The 18592-nt window shown below is 31.6% G+C and carries 18 protein-coding genes and 2 pseudogenes; all 20 read left to right on the plus strand.

Going from position 1 to position 18592, the window contains the following annotated elements:
- Window positions 1-129: 129 nt before the first annotated feature.
- The 20 genes and pseudogenes from LB888_RS06380 (at window position 130) to LB888_RS06475 (ending at window position 18580) form a co-directional block, all read left to right on the plus strand.
- Entirely contained in the window at window positions 130-1065 is a 936-nt protein-coding gene (locus LB888_RS06380) for a recombinase family protein (protein WP_318752286.1), read from the plus strand.
- Window positions 1062-1943: a DUF4238 domain-containing protein gene (locus LB888_RS06385; protein WP_318752287.1), complete on the plus strand. Its 882-nt coding sequence runs from the start codon at window positions 1062-1064 to the stop codon at window positions 1941-1943. The genes LB888_RS06380 and LB888_RS06385 overlap by 4 nt, the downstream gene beginning before the upstream one ends.
- A 22-nt stretch (window positions 1944-1965) precedes the next feature.
- Window positions 1966-3015 (plus strand): hypothetical protein, encoded by a 1050-nt coding sequence (locus tag LB888_RS06390; RefSeq protein ID WP_318752288.1) that lies wholly within the window; start codon window positions 1966-1968, stop codon window positions 3013-3015.
- A gap of 760 nt (window positions 3016-3775) precedes the next feature.
- A pseudogene (locus tag LB888_RS06395) lies at window positions 3776-4751 on the plus strand (IS30 family transposase).
- A 31-nt stretch (window positions 4752-4782) separates the two neighbouring features.
- A pseudogene (locus LB888_RS06400) lies at window positions 4783-4905 on the plus strand (DUF1413 domain-containing protein); the annotation flags it as partial.
- Window positions 4906-4964: 59 nt separating this feature from the next.
- Entirely contained in the window at window positions 4965-5801 is an 837-nt protein-coding gene (locus tag LB888_RS06405; protein WP_000948664.1) for a hypothetical protein, read from the plus strand.
- Between the two features lie 27 nt (window positions 5802-5828).
- A complete protein-coding gene (locus LB888_RS06410) occupies window positions 5829-5993 on the plus strand; it encodes a hypothetical protein (RefSeq protein ID WP_318752289.1) in 165 nt (54 codons plus the stop codon).
- Window positions 5994-6035: 42 nt separating this feature from the next.
- Entirely contained in the window at window positions 6036-6548 is a 513-nt protein-coding gene (locus tag LB888_RS06415; RefSeq protein WP_318752290.1) for a hypothetical protein, read from the plus strand.
- Window positions 6549-6769: 221 nt separating this feature from the next.
- The gene (locus LB888_RS06420; protein WP_001286136.1) at window positions 6770-7348 is read left to right on the plus strand and encodes a hypothetical protein; all 579 of its coding nucleotides are present in this window, start codon (window positions 6770-6772) and stop codon (window positions 7346-7348) included.
- A 100-nt stretch (window positions 7349-7448) separates the two neighbouring features.
- Window positions 7449-7943, plus strand: a complete 495-nt coding sequence (locus LB888_RS06425) for a nucleotidyltransferase domain-containing protein (protein ID WP_000253894.1) — start codon at window positions 7449-7451, stop codon at window positions 7941-7943.
- A 356-nt stretch (window positions 7944-8299) separates the two neighbouring features.
- Window positions 8300-8746, plus strand: coding sequence for a TetR-like C-terminal domain-containing protein (locus tag LB888_RS06430; protein ID WP_318752291.1), 447 nt, complete (start codon window positions 8300-8302; stop codon window positions 8744-8746).
- Between the two features lie 99 nt (window positions 8747-8845).
- Window positions 8846-10639 (plus strand): oleate hydratase, encoded by a 1794-nt coding sequence (locus tag LB888_RS06435; protein WP_318752292.1) that lies wholly within the window; start codon window positions 8846-8848, stop codon window positions 10637-10639.
- A gap of 63 nt (window positions 10640-10702) precedes the next feature.
- Complete coding sequence (locus LB888_RS06440) at window positions 10703-11023, plus strand: hypothetical protein (protein WP_318752293.1); 321 nt, start codon at window positions 10703-10705, stop codon at window positions 11021-11023.
- Between the two features lie 337 nt (window positions 11024-11360).
- Entirely contained in the window at window positions 11361-12773 is a 1413-nt protein-coding gene (locus LB888_RS06445) for a hypothetical protein (RefSeq protein ID WP_318752294.1), read from the plus strand.
- Complete coding sequence (locus LB888_RS06450) at window positions 12770-13984, plus strand: hypothetical protein (RefSeq protein WP_318752295.1); 1215 nt, start codon at window positions 12770-12772, stop codon at window positions 13982-13984. Before LB888_RS06445 ends, LB888_RS06450 begins: the two co-directional genes overlap by 4 nt.
- Window positions 13984-15909 (plus strand): VWA domain-containing protein, encoded by a 1926-nt coding sequence (locus tag LB888_RS06455; RefSeq protein ID WP_318752296.1) that lies wholly within the window; start codon window positions 13984-13986, stop codon window positions 15907-15909. The genes LB888_RS06450 and LB888_RS06455 overlap by 1 nt, the downstream gene beginning before the upstream one ends.
- Window positions 15910-16307: 398 nt before the next feature.
- Window positions 16308-16532 carry a hypothetical protein gene (locus tag LB888_RS06460; protein WP_318752297.1) on the plus strand — a complete coding sequence of 75 codons (225 nt, stop codon included), beginning with the start codon at window positions 16308-16310 and terminating at the stop codon, window positions 16530-16532.
- Window positions 16533-16705: 173 nt separating this feature from the next.
- Window positions 16706-16987, plus strand: a complete 282-nt coding sequence (locus LB888_RS06465) for a CD1845 family protein (protein WP_318752298.1) — start codon at window positions 16706-16708, stop codon at window positions 16985-16987.
- 112 nt (window positions 16988-17099) lie between these two features.
- Window positions 17100-17570 (plus strand): GNAT family N-acetyltransferase, encoded by a 471-nt coding sequence (locus LB888_RS06470; RefSeq protein ID WP_318752299.1) that lies wholly within the window; start codon window positions 17100-17102, stop codon window positions 17568-17570.
- Window positions 17571-17713: 143 nt separating this feature from the next.
- Entirely contained in the window at window positions 17714-18580 is an 867-nt protein-coding gene (locus LB888_RS06475; RefSeq protein ID WP_318752300.1) for an AraC family transcriptional regulator, read from the plus strand.
- The last annotated feature ends 12 nt before the right edge of the window (window positions 18581-18592 follow it).

The raw sequence follows: 18592 nt of genomic DNA on the forward strand, positions 1-18592 counted from the left end.
GGTCAACATCTTTTCATATAAAAAATGAATAAAAATAAATTTAAGTAGCCTACTCATCATGAGGTTATTCTATATAGATAGTTAGGCTGAATGTAATTAGTTAAGTCATTCTAGAAAGTGGGGGAACCAATGAATTTAAAGGACAACATGCATTATAATCCAGCTAGGCGTCAACCGAAACATAAGCGAGTGGGAGTTTATGCGCGTGTAAGCTCGAATACAAAAGATCAGTTACGAAGTCTAGCTAATCAAGTTTCGGACTTAACTCAGAAAGTTTCCTTAATTGAGGATTGGCGGTTAGTTGATATCTATATTGATGTAGCCTCAGCCAAAGCAAAATCAAAGCGGGAAGAGTATAATCGTCTCATTGATGACTGTCGTAATAAAAAAGTAACTATCGTTATCACAAAAAGTGTGAGTCGTTTGGGCCGAGATACGATTGAAGCATTAGAGACAGTAAGATTACTCAAGGAATTAAAAGTTCGACTAATTTTTGATCAAGAAGACATTGATACTGCCAGGGATGATAGTGAGCTACTGTTAACAATTTATGAATCTTTAGCTCAAGCTGATAATGAGTCCCGCAGTCAGAATATCAAATTGGGGCACAGGTACAGAGCGATGGATGGAACATCAAAACTCTATCATCGAAAATGTTATGGCTATGATCATGATAAAGATGGTTTGCTAATCGTTAATGAAGAGCAAGCCACAGTTGTTAGGCAGATTTTTGCTTGGTATATTGAAGGTAAAAGTATTGTAGGCTTAATTAAATTACTCGAAGAAAATCAAATTCCCTCCCCCAGAGGAAAAGCTAAGTGGTCAAAACGTGCATTAGAAACAATGTTGAGTAATGAGAAGTATATTGGGAACGTTCATTTGTTTAAGGACAATGAGTATGAAGATAGTTGTCTAGCGGAGGACAACCATCCGGCTATTATTTCTAAGTATGTATTTGAAAAAGTGCAAGCTGAGAAGGCTAAGCGGAGTAATGTGGTTAGAATAGGCGAAGAGGATGTGAGGAAGAATAGTAGGTATAGCTCAAAAAGAAGAGGTGAACAATGAAGACTAAAAAACAGCATTATATTCCGCAATTCTTTTTAAAAAAGTTTTCTGAAAATAACGATAGTTTAATTAGTGCTTATTTGAAACCTCAGGATAAATTTATTTCGACTAACACCAAAAGAATTTGTTACAGGGAATATTACTATGATCCAGATAATAAGGAAAAGTTTAACACTTGGTTAGTTGAATATGCGCAGAAGTTGAAAATAGAATTAAATACTGAATTATTGACAAAAGATCAGTATATAGAATCTGTTTTTCTAAATGCTTTAGAAACAACAACGGCTAATTTTCTGAAGAAAATTTTGGAAAATAGCAATGGGATACTACTTCAAGATGATATGTTTAGAGTATGTATTTTAATTTTTATCATTAATTTACATGCAAGGTCACCATATTATAGAGGAAAGTATGAGTATTTGTTTAATCAAAGAATTGAAGCATACGATAGATTTCCAAAAGAAATACAAAAGGAATTAAAAAACAGATTGAAAATTACGGCAAAAGAACAACAAATTATTGAAATTTTAGATTTGCACCTTTATTTTGAAGATATAGTCGCAAGAAGTAAATATGAGTGGAGTTTAGCCATATTAGATAGAGAGAGTTTTTTTATAGGTGATAACTTTACTCAACTTTATGACTTAAAGGAAGTATGTATCCCAATATCATTTGATAGAGCAATTTTGATTAGGCCAAAAGATCCGAACCAACGAAAATGGTATTTGGAAAAATCTAATAAAAAATATATAACTAAATTGGGAGATAGGTCTTTATTTATCTGTTCATGCTTTCAAGATGCAAACAGTGATGTATTAATCGGGAAACGGTCTTCTATCGAAAAATATTTCAGAATTCTTGATAGAATAGAAACTTAATAATTTAGAAGGTGGGTATCAAGTGGGAAAAAAGAAAAAACGATCGAAAAAAGATTTAAAGAGAATATTTTCGGAGCAATTTCAAAGTACAGTTAGAAAAAGTAGGATTAAAGAATGTTTGCATCCTAAAAAAGAAAAATGTAGCGAGAATATTATTAAAGCTCACTCGATTCAAAATAATAAGGTCTTATCTAAACTATCAAAAAATGGCAATGTAATAATGCCGATCCCAAAATCAGATAATCCATTCCAGTTATTAACAGAATATGGTAGAAAAAGAGCAACTGTTTTTACAGGTTTTTGTGGTCATCACGACCAAATGTTCAGTCCGATTGAAGATGGTGATTTTAATTATGAAATTAAACAGGTGTTTTTATATATATACCGAGCATTTGCAATCGAATATCATAGAAAGATGGAGGGTGTTAAGCAGCAACAAGAAATGAAAAAGTTTAATACTGACTCAATAATTGATGATTTTCTATTAGGTATTACTTTAGCAAAAAGAGACATGGAAAAAGATAAAGAGTTATTTGATGCTGCTATATTGAAAAACGAATTTAACATTTTAAACTATGTTGTTTATAATTTTGATAAGGAAATAAGATTTGCTGCTACTGGATTTTTAACGCCGACAGATGATTTACAGGGGAATAAAATACAAAATTTATCAGACTTTGAGGCTAAAATGTCTAATCTATATTTTAGTGTATTCCCAGAAGAAAATAAGAGTTACGCAATTGTTGCTGCGTTAAAAAATGATGAATCATTAACCGATTATATAACTAATTTAAAAGGATTAACCCAAGAAGAACAAATAAATTTTATTAATTATTTAATCATAAAAGGGACAGAAAACTTAGTTATTAATCCTGATGCTTGGTATGCACTCACAGAAGAAGACAAAGAGAGCTTTAATTATTCATTTGCTCAAATTGAAGATTTTTTGGATTGCCCACTGACAAAGGATATCAAATTAAAAATCAAGGGTTTGATTTATTTAATTTATGAGATTGATAGCCTACTTATTATACGAATACAAATAGGTATGATGCAAACCTTGCATTATTGATAGGATAGTATTAATTTCAGTCCGTAAATAACGGTAATTAGACTAAAGTTTACACGTTGAGTGTGTTGTCTTGATGTCAAGGGTGGAGAAATAGGACTATTCAAAACATTGATAAATAAAGGGTTTTCAAGATTGGGAGATTTTCTTCCTGACATCTGGCGGTACCTTTTAGCCTTGAAGATCCTTATTTTTATTTTTTTAGGAAACATATCTACCACAAAAATATCCGTAGGGTTGTGGAGATAGGATAGATGAAACATCCCCTACTTTTGAAATGAAGGGCTATCTCTATCTCTATTTTTAGATATACATATCATAATATTTGAGTTAAAAAGGTAATTACATTTCAAGTATAAATAGTCATTCCTATAAACTGGGTTTCTTGGTATAATAAAAAGAAAAAGCAGGTGTGGATATGGAAAGTGAAGATAAAGTGAAAAATGAAAGTTCTAAAATTAAATTAGCCACTTAAATTGTGAATTCTTCCTATTTTTTATGATTGAAAATAAAGCTGCTAGTTGCGGTTGGGAGGGGGACTATTTTATGGCTTTCAATACAACAGTAGCACTTTACTTAATTGGAGAATCGGGTAAGCTAAATGACTCGACCGAAAATTTAAGCGAAGTGCGGAAGGTCGGGGAGTGACCCCGCACCCGATTCGACGATTCAGTCAAGTGTTACGGTATAGAAAAAATATAGAAAAAAACATCTCAAAACGTTATTATTGTAGTGACAAAACCAAAATAAAGGACGTTTTAAGATGTATCATCATTATAATTTATTTTCAGCAGAAAGCAAGACCCGAAATAAACATTTAACACTAGACGATCGTCACAATATTGAGCGTTGGCACCGTAGTGGCAAGTCATCGCGAAATTGCGCGTCTTCTAGATAAAGCCCCTCAAACGATTCATAATGAAATCAAAAGAGGGCTCGTTCTTCAACAAGTTAGAAAAGGTCGCTTCAAAAAGATTTATTCTGCTGAGTATGCTCATTCTCAGTATTTAAAACAGCGCGACAAGTGTGGACGCAAAGTGTCACTTGATAAGGAAACCAAAGAAACACTCGTTCATTTTCTGACCGAAATGAAATATTCACCAGAAATGATCGTTCATTCTAATCTTGTCAACGTTCCTGTTTCAACGATTTACTATTGGATTCATAACGGACATTTAGGCTTTACATCGAATGACTTACTTTATCCGCGTAAATCAAAGAAAAAACGTAAGAATACTAGCTCGCAATTTAGAGTTAAAGGTCAATCTATAGAAATGCGTCCGGAAGTCATTAATCAACGGGGTGAGTACGGTCATTATGAAATTGACACCGTGATTTTAACGCGCAAGACCAATAAATGTTTACTCGTACTAACCGATCGTCAGACACGTCATCAAATTATTCGACTGATTCCGAATAAACAGGCGGCATCCGTAAATAATGCTTTATTAGATATACTCAAGGAATATACAATTAAATCAATTACAGCGGATAATGGCGTTGAATTTTTTAGACTGCATGAAGTCTTTCCTTATGAGCATATTTATTATGCCCATCCTTATTGTTCCTATGAACGGGGAACAAACGAAAACCACAATCGACTAATAAGGCGGTTTTTACCTAAAGGAACAACAGATGTAACGGAATTAGAAGTAAAGAAAATAGAAAACTGGATTAATCATTATCCGAAAAGAATGTTCAACTACAAATCACCTTTTGAGATGATGAATGCTGGCTAATTTAAACTTGAAATTTGCCGAACAGGATACCAAGAAAGACCGGCTTTTGCTTGAAACTTTATTTCTTAATCGGGTTAGTAAAATGAATGATAATTTAAAGGCTATTGAAAAGACTTCTTCAAATCAGCAAAGATACAAAAAGATTAATTTGTAATGAGTTTTTATAAATCTCATTAATGAATAGAAAAATCATATATGAAAGGCGGTGAATACATGCTAAGTATAGAGGAATACATTGCACGCAGAAAAAAAGAGGATAAGCTCAATGAATTTGACATTGATGCCCGTACACAAAATATGAGAATTTGCGTTGATTATGTATTCGAGTATTTTAGTAATTATTTGAATATTACCGAGGCCGAAGAAAAAACGGTACTCCATGATCAAAAGCTAGATAAGTATCGGAAGCAGCTTAGGGAGTATGACCCTGAAGTTCGAGAATGGGTTGTTGGTATTTACAATGAATACGGAAAGCAAATACACAAACACATTGGAAATATTATGAAGGCGAATGAGTTTTTCTTTCTGTATAGTACTGATAGTGAATTTAGAAATGCTTCCTATGATTGCTATTCGCAGCTCATTAAAAAGTTGCCGTTTCTTAAGGACCAAACAGAGATGCTTTTTATTTTTATAAAAGACTATCATAGGGTAGAAAGCGAACAAAGGTTTAATTTCGGAATACCATCAATAACAGAAGAAATAACTGATTGGATCGATAAAGCCTGGGCAAAGTATCAGGTTAATATTCTTGCCTTTGCCTATGGTTGGATAAGTAGTTTTTATGACAACGAGGATCTTTGGCCATCAACGCATAGAAAGAAGAGTCAATATACTTGGAGGAAGTACGACTACGATTATAAGCAGAAAAGTAATCTCTTTAACCTTGATTCACTATATAGAAAGATGCCGAAAAAATCCTTCACAAAAGGAAGAAAGCAAGAATTTGAAATACTGTTAATGTATTATTGGCTTTACGACATAGAAGGCGATAGTGATTATTGGCAGGAGTATTTGGAGATGGTTTTATCTGCTTTGAAAAAGCAATAGATTTATGAACATAGATTGGGTGAAAAAATGAATGATAAAGAAATAATTCTTTCAAAAATTGCAGAGATTGTTAGCAGACCAGGATTTTTTATAAAGAAAAATTCAGAATTTAAGGCCAGATTAAAATGCTTGGGGCTTAATGACCTTTACGAAAAATATATAGACTACCTAGTACCTTATTTCTACAATTAAGGCTATGCACACAAATTTGAGAATAATAACGAGGAATACGATGTGTTTCTAGGTTTAGATAGTATTTTCTCGGATTTATATAAGGAAAACAGGCATGAGGATATCATCAATCTGCTAAAAGAAATAACTAAATCTTTCAATGTAAGATATATTTCTGAAGAAAGCGATGAAGACTTTGAAGAACTAGCTAAACTATACGAGATTTTGGGGTTAAGTATAACCATTGAATTTGATAAAGTTAAAGTTTCTGCTTGCATGGAAAGTGATTTTGCCAGAGTAAGTGAGATGTTTTCTGTTGAATCATGGATAAAAAGTAACCACAAAGAAGTATATGATGCTTACAAATCGGCAATTGATGCTTATACACAAGGTCATTCAGGAGCTTGTATTGAATCATGTAGGACAAGTATTGTAAGTATATTTTCAAAATATAAAGGGACTGAAAATTTCGCAAAGTGGATGAGAGGAGTATTTAACACTAGCGGAGACAATGCAACTGCAACGGTCGCCGACTTAGATAGGGCTCTTAAATCAGATCTAAAAAAGAAGATTTAGCAGATTTTTTTAACGAAAATAAAGATGGAAAGCTGACAAAGACCAAAACAATTTATATGATTTACTCTATGATGTCTGATTACGGGACTCATAGGAATGAGAATACTATTGAATCGCCAACAATTGAAGATGCACTGTTTTGTTTGAGACTAACAGATAGCATTTTATTTTGGGTATATTCAAAAAACAAATAGTGATTTTTGAATGAAGGGGTGAATAATATGTCCGACGTAAAAAATGCATATGATCAGATTATTGATTTCTTGAACAATGAAACAGAAAAAACATTATTACTACGAGGTATTGCTGACAAGGAAAAGCATCAGGCTCTTCTTAAAGCTTTGAATTCTCAAGGGAACTTGAAAGGACTAATTAATTTAATTCATACAACAAAAGATGGAATGGATAATTTTTTTCGATGGGCGGAACTTTATAAAGTTAACGTACCGAAGAAATATGGGCAAGGAATGAAATTATCCAATCTTACAATCTTCTTTGATAATCTAACCACTAAAGGCAATAGTGAAAAATACGATAATTATGAATTTGACTTTATGATTATATGGCCGATTCAAAGTGTAACAAAAAATGAAAAAGAAATTCAGATGTTAAAAGAAATGGCTGAACGTCAAAAAACCAAAAAAATCATATATCTTACAATTAAGGAGCCTTGGTACAACCCTGATTCTTTAGACCCTATTGTGGATCGAGTGATAAAACTGGACTGTGAGAATGATGACCCAAAAGAATATCAGCGTATTCTAGCCGCCTACGAAGAGGATATGAAAAGGCGCTATTAAGTTAGATTATGTGAATTAACAGTATTACCTGGGAGGAATTTAGCATGGCTACTTTTCGGGATGTTATGAAATTAGATAGAAATTTGAACGGAGGGATTACATGGTAAGTAAAACTGACGCCATTGAGATAATAACATACGCTGAAGAAAATGGAATTAACATATGGATTGATGGAGGTTGGGGAGTAGATGCATTATTAGAAGAAGAAACAAGAGCACACAACGACATTGATTTATTTGTGGAGGAAAGTAATAGTAAAAAGTTTGTTGAGATATTAAAAGAAAAAGGTTTTGTTGAAGTTACAGAAGCATATACCACCACATCTCACACGGTTTGGAAGGATACTAAAGGTAGGATAATTGACCTTCATATATTTAAGTTCAACGAACAAGGATACATTGTTTTTGAAGGAGAAGCATATCCTCCAAAAGTATTTAGTGGTATTGGGAAAATAGGCGATAAAATGGTCAGATGTATTGATGCTGAAAATCAAGTGTTATTTCATCTAGGCTATGAGCATGATGAAAATGATATGCATGATGTAAAACTATTGTGCGAGAGATTTAATATTCCTGTTCCGAGTGAATACAAGTAACAAACGGATTCCAATTTTAAGCTGAAGAGCACGTTCAATTTAACTAAGCTAATGTAGTCGATATGTTCCCGTCTACCGATAGTGTCAAAAATGCAGTGGATATGTTTCCGAGAACGGACATACTCAAATGACATTCATTCTATCCTCGCGAGCCATATAGAATCCATAGCCTTACTTACCAAGATCAATTAATCAAAAGGAAGGTGTAATTATATGAGTAGAAACTACACTAAAGATCTGATAAAAAAAGAATTTATGAAACTTTTAGATGAAAAAAACTTGATAACATAACTGTTACCGAGTTAGCTCAAAAATGTCAGATAGAAAGAAAAACCTTCTATTATCATTATGAAAATTTGGAACAATTAATAAGAGAAATATTTGAATCTGAGCTTGATATTGTTATCGAGGAATTTAACGAACATTTCTCTTGGGAGGATAGTTTTATTTTGGCTGCAAAATTTATCTTGGATAATGAAAAAGCTATAAGACATATGTATCAATCAGATTATAAAGCTGAAGTAGAAAAATATGTTTTTTCTATGGCGGGTGAAGTAATGAGTAAGTATGTTAGTCACATATCAAAGGAAACCAGGGCAAAAGATATTGATATTAATCTCATTTCTTATTTTTATCAGTGCGCCTTAAGTAGCGCACTAATACAATGGATAGCTACAAATATGAAAACTGATCCGGTAGTGATTGCTAATAGGATAGGTAAATTACTGGATGGTAATATTTTATTGTCATTAAAAAGGAGTGAAAACCTGGAAAAGGTTACCCAAAGTATAGAGATTGAGTAAACTTTGGACAAAAAACTAGTTTTGGTAAATGAATTTTTTCTCTTTTCAAGACATAATATAAATGTAAGATGATTATGTTTAGTTATGAAAGGAAAAGTTATGGAACTTAAAACTTATGATAAAAGATTAAAACTTACTAATGGTGATTTTCAAAGATTAGTTAAGGCTAGAAAGCCTGAAGGAATTGAAGAAAAATCTGCTTACTTAATAGGAACAGGTATTGCTTCACTAACTGCAGCTTGTTTCTTAATTAGAGATGCTCATATGGAAGGCAATAAAATTACTTTCTTAGAACAATTAGATATACCTGGTGGTTCACTTGACGGTGAATACATGGATACAAGAGGTTATGTTGCCCGTGGTGGTAGAGAAACTGGTGCACACTTTGAATGTCTATGGGATATTTGGAGCTCTATACCAAGTCTAGAAAACCCAGAAATGAGTGTTTTAGATGATTACTTCTATACTAACTACGACGATCCAAACTATAGTAATTGTCGTATCACTCATAAACAAGGTGAACGTTATGACGATGGCAAATTCAATCTAACTCAAAAACAAGTTAAAGAAATTGCAGATCTATGTATGACTAAAGACGAACTTCTTGAAGATAAGGCAATCGAAGATATTTTCTCAGATGGACTTTTAAATTCAGACTTCTGGACACTTTGGAGAACAATGTTTGCCTTTGAAAACTGGCATTCTGCTCTAGAAATGAAACTATACCTAAACCGTTTCATCCATCACGTAGGAGGTCTTACAGACCTATCAGCCCTTAGATTTACAAGATATGACCAATACAATTCAATTGTAAAACCAATGGTTAGATACCTTGAAAATCACGGATGCAATTTCCAATACAACACCAAGGTGGTTGATGTAGACTTTGATATTTCAGAAAATAAAAAAGTTGCAACAAAAATTATCGCTGAAGATAAAATTGGAAATGATAAGTCAATTGAATTAACTGAAAACGATCTATTATTTATTACAAATGGATCTATGACAGAAAATTCAAGTTATGGTGATGACAATACACCAGCAGAACTTAGTGATGAACAAACTGGTTGCTGGGAAATGTGGAAAAACATTGCTAAAAAATCAGACGATTTTGGAAAGCCTGAGGTATTCTGCTCTGATGTTGAAAAGAGTAACTGGGAATCATGTACAGTCACTTGTCACGATGAATCAGTACCAAAATATATTGAAAAAATCACAAAGAGAAGCCCATATGGTGGTAAAACTGTAACTGGTGGTATTGTAACATGTGTTGATTCAAGCTGGTTAATGAGCTGGACAATTAATAGACAAGGCCAATATCCAGAGCAACCAGAAAACGATGTTTGTGTTTGGGTTTACGGTTTATTTACAGATGTTGAAGGTGACTATATCAAGAAGAAAATGAGAGATTGTACTGGTAAGGAAATTACAAAAGAATGGTTATACCACATTGGTGTTCCTGTAAATGAAATTGATGCACTTGCTGAAACTTGCAGCGCAGTTCCTGTTATGATGCCTTATATCACATCTCAATTTATGCCAAGAAAATTTGGTGATAGACCACTAGTTGTTCCAAAAGGTGGAGTAAACTTTGCATTTCTTGGACAATTTGCAGAAACTTTAGATGATCCAGGAAGAGATACTGTATTCACTACGGAATATTCTGGAAGAACTGCAATGGAAGCTGTTTATGTACTTTGTGGCGTAGAAAAAGCTGTCCCAGAAGTATATGCCTCAAGATATGACCTAAGATATCTTCTAAATGGAATGGTTGCCCTATCAGATGGCAAAAAACCAGACCTTCCACTTTCACCATTACAAAAAATGAAAGTTGCAAAACTAATCAAAGGTACAGATGTGGAAGAGATGCTAAAAGAATTTAATATTATTTAATAATTTATAAAAAATTTGGGGCGATAATATATCGTCCCATTATTTTTACTAAGGAGACAAAAAATGAATAATAATTTAAATAATCAAGCTGTGCCTACTTTAGAAGAAATAGAATCCATATATGAAGATATTTTAAGAAGCGAAGCTAGGGCAAATGAAGAAAATGACTTGAAATATCTAGGTGAATTTTATAAAAGATTTAGAAAAAAAGAAAACAAAAGAGAAGAATCAAAGTCGGAAAATTCAATAATAAAAGAATATAGAACATATTTAAAAAAGGAAGAAGATAAGCAAAAAAAATTAATAGAAGAACTAGAAAATTTGATAAGTTATGAGAAATTTTTTTTAGAACTAGAAAAGAAAAAGAAATCAAAAATATTATAACAGCAATTTTTATGGGAGCAACGAAGCTACTAGATATAGGGTAGATAAGATTAATTCTTATTCAAAAGAACTTAGGGAAATAATAAACAATTCTCCTGATGCCTGGAGATATTATTATCATAGACAACTGATTAATGATATAAAAACAGGATATAATCAAAATCTTGTTGAGGTATCCTATGTAATTGAAGCTAAAAGAAAAATAAAAGAAGCCTTAAAACAATCTACTCCTGTTTATATAATAGGCCACTTAGGTAGTGGAAAAACTCAAATAGCAAGAGAAGCTGCAATTGAATTTACCTTAGAGAGACTAATTCAAGATGAATTAGAAGAAGAAATGGAAAAATGGTTTTTAAAAAATCAAAGTGCTAGCGAAGATGAAGCAATAGAAAAATTTGCTGAAATAAATAATACCAAGAGAAATCATTATAAAAACCTACTTAAAGAGGGAAATCAGGAAGAATTAGACAAAATATACCCATACTTTATATCAGGTTCATATAATTTGACCTATGAAGATATGTTTGTAGAAAAAACATTGTCTCTAGAGAAATCGTCTGCTAACGTAAGTACTTTAGAATTAATAGATGAAGTTGTAGATCAATATTTTATTTGGCTAAAATCTCATGAAAGAGAAATAGAAAGTATCGAGCCAGAGAAACAAGAAATAATAAAAAGTAAGGTTTGGGATAGTGTTTCAGAAATATTCATAGCTAGGAATAATGTTTATGGTACCGTTGTTAAGAAAATAGAAAGAGAAATTTTATTAGCAGTAAAAAATGGTAGACCTGTTATAATTGATGAGCTAAATACCATTGCTATGCAAAATTTGATCGGCCTTAATGATATATTACAAAGTAAATTCGGATCTAGAGCTTATGTTACAGGCATTGGCCCTGTCAAAATAAATAGAGGTTTTGGTTTAATCGGCACAGGCAATTTGTCAACAGACCTAGTAAGTTATGAAGGAACCAATGAATTAAATCCAGCTTTTAAATCCCGTTTTTTAACTATAGAATATAATTATGTTAATCAAAATACTGTTGGTTCATTAAAAAATCAGCAAAATCCTCAAGATAATGAACTATTTAGAATTATGTTGGTAAGACTTTTAGATAATAAAGGCAATTTACAAATTCCAACACCTACAAGGACTTTAGAAGAAATCTTTAGACTAGCTCAATTATCTAAAGTAAGTCAAGAAGTTTTTATGGGTAAGTGGGTTAAAAACGGAGAAGAAAATGCGTCGGAAAATAATCCTGAACTTAAAGAATCAGTTCTATCATTGAGAAATATTCTAAGAATTTTAGATAATTGGAATTTAGGCGAGGAAAAAGATTTGAGTTTAGCCTTGTGGGACGGTTTTATAAGTTCAATAACCAATCCAAAAGATCAGGCCTATATACTATCACAAGCGGTGAGATTTGGTTTTTTTAAAGAATCAGAGGGTTGGAATATTAATAATGAAAATCTTGGAAAAGTTGTTCAAGAATACGAAGATATAAGGACTAGACCTTATCAATATATACGTGGCGAAATTGAAAGTCTAAGCTATCTAGACATAATTAAAATTATATTTGGACCGGCACCAGAAAGAAAAAAACTTCCAGATTTTTTAAAAGACTATGCTAAAGAAGAAAATAAAATTTCTCTAGAAGAATATCAGCAGCTTGACCAAAGACTAAATCAGTTAGAGCATTCAAAATATCTCTTAGATTATTTAAAAGATATGGAAAATAATAGAAAATGAAATTTTCAGAAAATATAGATAAATATAAGGAAAGTTTAATAAAACTAAGAGAAGATTTAAACAAAACTCTAGAAAAAGGTCAGCTTGATGAAAATTTTGAGGAAAAATTATTAGAATTAGAGAAGCGAGAAAGCAAAATTCTAAAAGAGCTATTGCCATATTATAGACAACTTGCACCCGAGATTTATCCAACAAAAGTAGATGAAATACCTGTTAAAGCTAGCGGGACTTTTAAATTAAGTACTTATCTTAAAAGTTACTTATGTATAGATCAAAATATATTTATACTAGCAAGTGCAGCTCAAAAAGTGCAATTTATTAGAATTTCAGAAGATAATTATAAAATAGAATTGAGTCAACCTATCAAAAATTTTAACAAATTGATAGTATATATGTCTGCTCTTAGCCTAGATAAAATTTTGCTATTTGCTGTTACAGGTGATATTTTTATGTTTCAATCAAATGATTTCGAAGGTATTATTGAAAATATTAAAAATTTAAAAAAATATAAGCTAGGAAAAATTAATCAAGGTTTTGAAAATGTTATAAAAATAGAAGAAAACAAATTTTTGTGTCAAATAGGGGCAAACGAATTTTTAGTATTAAAAATTGATCCTATGAATTTAAGCTTTGAGATAAAAAAACGTATAGACTTATCAAAAACAGCTCAAGAAGTTAACTCCTTAGCTAAAATTAATGATTCATACCTTGGCTTAGGAAGCAACCGCGGTGAACTTCTTTTGGCAAAATATAAGGAAGATGAGCTAATAATTGATAAAAAAATAAAAACCCTAGATAGTCCAATAAATTATTTGACCAGTCTTGAAAACAAAAAATTAGAAAAGAATATTTGTCTAGGTTTAGGAGATAAGAAAAATTTCTTCCTATATGACTTAGATTCTGAAAAAATACTTAATTTAGAAAATCAAAATTTTAAGGGCAATATCTATAATATTGAAAGTAAAAAGGGCAGTGCTATAGTTTTGACTGATGATTTTTATCTGTACTTACTAGAAGAAAACATGGGAAAATGGACTTTAAATCAAGAATTCAGCACTTCTGATAGATATTATGTAAATGTGATAGCTTTAAGCTCTTCAAATTACTTTACTATAGATTTAAATGGTGATTTTCAGATTTTAAAAATAGATAGGCTAGATTCCATTGAAAAGCTCAGAAATATTGATCTTATTAGCCATAGGAGATTATGATGTTTAATATAGATAGAAACTCTCTTAACGAAGAAAAATTAAAAAAAGAAGCGGAAGAAAATCTAGAAGTATTTTTAGAAGATCATAGGCAAGCCCTCACTACTTTTACAAGAGAACCAAGCCTCAGATATATTGGCTCTAAAAATTTGGAAAGATTTGTATTAAGAGCAAAGGAAAATATCTTGTACCTCCCTCTGTCTAGCTTTTTAGAAGCTGACTTAGATAATAATGAGATTTTATGGCACATATATTATGAATTATCCCTATATCCAGACTGGATAAAAAATGCTAATTATTATTTAAATAGGGAAGTGACTTGGAAAGCAGAAATTGATGAAATTACTTATTATATTTATAAAAAAATAAATCAAATTTCATCTTACGATAATAAGCTAGAAATAACTTTTGTTAGAGATTATGTGAAAAGAGAAATTCTTGATTTTTTATTCCAGATGGATAAATATTTTTCATATCTACGAGTATTGGAAACATGTCCTATATACAGAGATGAAGAAGAAAAAGGGAAAATTATTGAATACATGAAGAAAAGAAATGATAAAAAAGAGATATTTTTATCTTTATCTCATCATGGATTTTCAAAAAGTTTTTTATTGTGGGAAATTTATAAGGATGAAGATAGTTTTAAAAATCAAATTGAGTCCAGATTCGATACAAAGATATTGTCTAAGTCCATATATACATTTTTAAATAAAGAACTGATCAAACAAATAAACCAAGACCAAGGTATAACAAAAAGAGATCCCTTAATCAAATCATTTATCTATCCTACTTTCAAAAAATTTTGGTTAGAAGAAGTTGACTCAATGGAAACTAAGGATAGTAGTGGTGATAGCGAAAAGGTTTTTGAAGAAAGTAATGAACAAACAGCCAAAGATAAATTGGAATCTACTAGAAAGGACGTGGAGGAAAGTCTAAAAGAAATTCTAGATCAAGAAAATACCAATGCTTCTTATACAGAAGATTCTAGTGATAAAAAAACGGAATTTTATGGCATAAGTAGGGAAGAACTTGATTTATATAATTATTATCTAAACCAAACAAAAGCTCAAAGAGAAGCAATGAAAGATTTTTGGAAAAAACTTATCGGCTCTTACAAAAAAGAAGTAAATATAGAAAAAAACAGACAGGCAAAAGGGAAGCTAAATGTAAATGACCTTATCTATAGCTATCCGAATTTTATTGAGGCAGAGCAAAAAGGAAACTATAAGGAACTTAAAATATTTGACAAAAATTTTCTAGAGGCTCAAAATAATTTGTTGCCAAATAAAATAGAGATTTCTTTTTTAATAGATAATTCAGGCTCTATGGATAAAGAAAAAATAGATGCAACTAGAAAAACTTTGGCAGCAACCCTTTTATCTATATCTGATTTTAACCGATACCTACAAATAGAGGCCCAAAAAACTAATCAAAAAATAGAATTAGTAACGGAAACATGGTTTTTCGGCCAAGACCACTATAAGGTAAAAAACTTTGAAGATACTAAAGATTTAGAAAAAAGCAAAATCATATCTTCTATAACAAAAGTAGATGGCAACTTAGGAACGACAGATGATGCTTCTTGCCTTAGAGAAATATATGAGGGCATTAGTTCTAAACAAGAGTTACAAATCAAAAACAAAAATGAATATAAGATAATATTTGAAATAACCGATGGGGCTTCAACATTTCCAGGTGCAACAAAAGATATAGTAAAAAAACTCATAGAAACAGATGTAGAAATATTTGCAATTCAAATCGGAAAAATCAATAAGATTGATACAAAAACCTTCAACTATATATGGAATGATAATTTCAAGTACCCTCATGGTTTGATATTAGCTGATAATATTGAAAAACTAACAGACGAACTCCTTAATTTAGTAAAAAGAAATCTAGAATCTATATTCCAAGACAGGCAATAAAATAACATGACTAAATAATTTGTCTAAATTGGAACTGTATAAGTTTTTATATTTAGAAACTACCCAATGATGAACTAATCCACTTAAATTGATTGCTCCAGAATTAAGGAGTTAGACCATTAAAGGGATACTTTGATGACGTTTTCAAATATTATAGATGAAAATAAATTTGTAGAGATTATTAAAAAAAAGAATTCAACCACATGTTGAACTTACAGATTTTTTGAAATGCAAGTGTGGGGACTTTAACAATAGAAATTGAAAATATTGTTGGAACCTGGGTTGGAAAATTTTATTCTCATGGAAATAAAACAACTTTGGATTTTACCGAAGATATAGTTTCTAAACATTTCATTTTTTAAACCATTGATAGGCTCTTATACTCGTAAGAAGATGCAGTGATTCATCTAAGAAACCGAGATTATGGTCTAGTTGAAATTAAACTTGGTGGAGATAAGTTAATTGAGATAGGTTCTGAAACTTTAAAAGATTTAGCATCTATAATAGATATAAAAAACATGTCCAACCCCTCATTTATGATGGTATTATGCGCCAAAGCCTCTTTTGCTTATAAAAGAGATGATGATGTTTACGTAATACCTATTACGGCTTTAAGGCATTAATATTATCAGCATTTATTAAAATATTCCCACATACGAGACTTCACTAAAACCTCAAAATGTATCCATAATGACCATTCAAGCCACATCGAGTGTGTAGTATTGCTTAGAGCCACTATCGACTAAAATAATGGTTGTAAGCAGCACATAAGCCAAAGAGAAAAAAGAGGTAGTGTATGCGATGGATATTAAAAATTATCTTATTTCCTATTAGTCTTGTCCTATCAATTTTGACTGCTTTTCTGACATTTCTGCTTGGTATAGGAACAGCATTACTGTATACTGTTATGGTATTCTGCATATTTGGGGCGTTAGCATCTTTCATTCAAGGAGAAGTTGGAATAGGTATATCGGGCTTGGTCATCGGTTTCCTATTTATTCCTTATGGGCTTCCGATGATAGGAGCAACTGTGATAGTATTTATTGAATTGATAAATGAGAAGATTAAAGCGGTGTAGACAAATTAGAAGTTTTGGAGCTAACTTGAAAAGTAAGGAGATATAGTATGTGTGGAATTACTACCGGTTTATTAAAATAAATAATTTTACAGAATATAGATCGGAGATAAACATGGAGTATATTATTAGAGAATTAAGACAGGACGAAATTAAGTTATTGGATACATTCTTATATGAGGCTATTTTTATTCCGGAAGGAGTACAAGCTCCCTCTAAAGATATTATAGAGCTTCCCGACTTACAGATATATATTGCGAATTTTGGAAAGAAAGATGATATATGTCATGTTGCGGAAGTTGGTGGAAAGGTAATTGGAGCGGTATGGACTCGTATCATCAAGGATTATGGTTATGTTGATGAGTCAACGCCATCTCTGTCTATTTCACTTCTCAAGGAATATAGAAATTTCGGTATTGGAACAGAGCTTATGAAACAAATTCTTTTGACTTTGAAAGAGAGAGAATATAAGCAAGTGTCATTATCTGTTCAAAAGATAAACTATGCAGTGAGTATGTATAAAAAGGTAGGCTTTGAAGTTGTTCGTGAAAATGAAGAGGACTATGTTATGGTTTGTAAACTTTAGTGTCTGACAAATCCCAGTTTACCGAGCTTAGCGAACTATAGGTTTCTAAGAGATGAAAGCTATAAAACTTGTACGAATACTGTAGGGTAAGAAAAGAAAATTTCCTCTATATTAAAATAAACCGAAAGAAAGGAGGAATCGAAATGAATATTATCAAGTCGTTTAACAAAACGATTGATTACCTTGAAACAGTTCTTGATGATGAGATTGATGAAAAGAAAGTAACTCAGTTATCAGGATATTCGTATTCAATGTTCAGTCGCTTGTTTTCTATTCTGACTGAAACAACGCTCTCAGAATATTTAAGAAGTAGAAGATTAACGGAAGCAGCCGTTATATTAAGAGATACGGATGAAAAGATTATTGATGTTGCTTTCAAATTCAGATACGAGTCATCGGATTCATTTGGAAATGCTTTTAAGAATTTTCATGGATTTACTCCTTCAGAGGTGAGAAACGGGAAACCATTTAAATTAGTTTCACGGGTGCAATTAGCACTAAGTGTAAGAGGAGGAAGAAGCATGAATATTACAATTCAAAAGAAAAAAGCATTTACAGTTGCAGGAATCAATGAACAAAACATCAATTCATCATTATGTCCGAGTGTTTGGGATAAGCTATATGAAAAATATAGCCACGATGAGCTTGTGAGTTTGGGAAGCGGTAAAAGTGTAGGCGTTTGTCATGATATTTTAGACCTTGATAATTATGATGTTTTAGATACCAATACAATAAACTATATGGCAGGCTATATTGTTAATGATGTAGACAAAGCAACAGGCATGGGCTTGGATGTTTTAGAATTTGAAGAAGCGGAATATGCCGTTGTAGAGTTAACAGGAAGTGTTCCGGATTGTATTCATAACGGGTGGAAATATGCAATGGAAGTATTCTTTCCTGAGCATGGCTATGTTCATTCAGGAAAGCCTGACTTTGAATACTACTATGAGGGTGATATGCAAAGCAAAGACTATAAAATGGAGCTATGGATTCCGATAACTAAAGCTTAAAAACCAACTTGT

The sequence above is a fragment of the Globicatella sp. PHS-GS-PNBC-21-1553 genome (genome assembly GCF_033564055.1).
Classification (GTDB): Bacteria; Bacillota; Bacilli; order Lactobacillales; family Aerococcaceae; genus Globicatella; species Globicatella sulfidifaciens.

Bases quoted from the DNA above. Each gene is read 5' to 3' on its own strand.
- LB888_RS06380 (WP_318752286.1), top strand. From the start codon at position 130: ATGAATTTAAAGGACAACATGCATTATAATCCAGCTAGGCGTCAACCG.
- LB888_RS06385 (WP_318752287.1), top strand. From the start codon at position 1,062: ATGAAGACTAAAAAACAGCATTATATTCCGCAATTCTTTTTAAAAAAG.
- LB888_RS06405 (WP_000948664.1), top strand. From the start codon at position 4,965: ATGCTAAGTATAGAGGAATACATTGCACGCAGAAAAAAAGAGGATAAG.
- LB888_RS06410 (WP_318752289.1), top strand. From the start codon at position 5,829: ATGAATGATAAAGAAATAATTCTTTCAAAAATTGCAGAGATTGTTAGC.
- LB888_RS06420 (WP_001286136.1), top strand. From the start codon at position 6,770: ATGTCCGACGTAAAAAATGCATATGATCAGATTATTGATTTCTTGAAC.
- LB888_RS06425 (WP_000253894.1), top strand. From the start codon at position 7,449: ATGGTAAGTAAAACTGACGCCATTGAGATAATAACATACGCTGAAGAA.
- LB888_RS06435 (WP_318752292.1), top strand. From the start codon at position 8,846: ATGGAACTTAAAACTTATGATAAAAGATTAAAACTTACTAATGGTGAT.
- LB888_RS06440 (WP_318752293.1), top strand. From the start codon at position 10,703: ATGAATAATAATTTAAATAATCAAGCTGTGCCTACTTTAGAAGAAATA.
- LB888_RS06445 (WP_318752294.1), top strand. From the start codon at position 11,361: ATGGAAAAATGGTTTTTAAAAAATCAAAGTGCTAGCGAAGATGAAGCA.
- LB888_RS06450 (WP_318752295.1), top strand. From the start codon at position 12,770: ATGAAATTTTCAGAAAATATAGATAAATATAAGGAAAGTTTAATAAAA.
- LB888_RS06455 (WP_318752296.1), top strand. From the start codon at position 13,984: ATGTTTAATATAGATAGAAACTCTCTTAACGAAGAAAAATTAAAAAAA.
- LB888_RS06465 (WP_318752298.1), top strand. From the start codon at position 16,706: ATGCGATGGATATTAAAAATTATCTTATTTCCTATTAGTCTTGTCCTA.
- LB888_RS06470 (WP_318752299.1), top strand. From the start codon at position 17,100: ATGGAGTATATTATTAGAGAATTAAGACAGGACGAAATTAAGTTATTG.
- LB888_RS06475 (WP_318752300.1), top strand. From the start codon at position 17,714: ATGAATATTATCAAGTCGTTTAACAAAACGATTGATTACCTTGAAACA.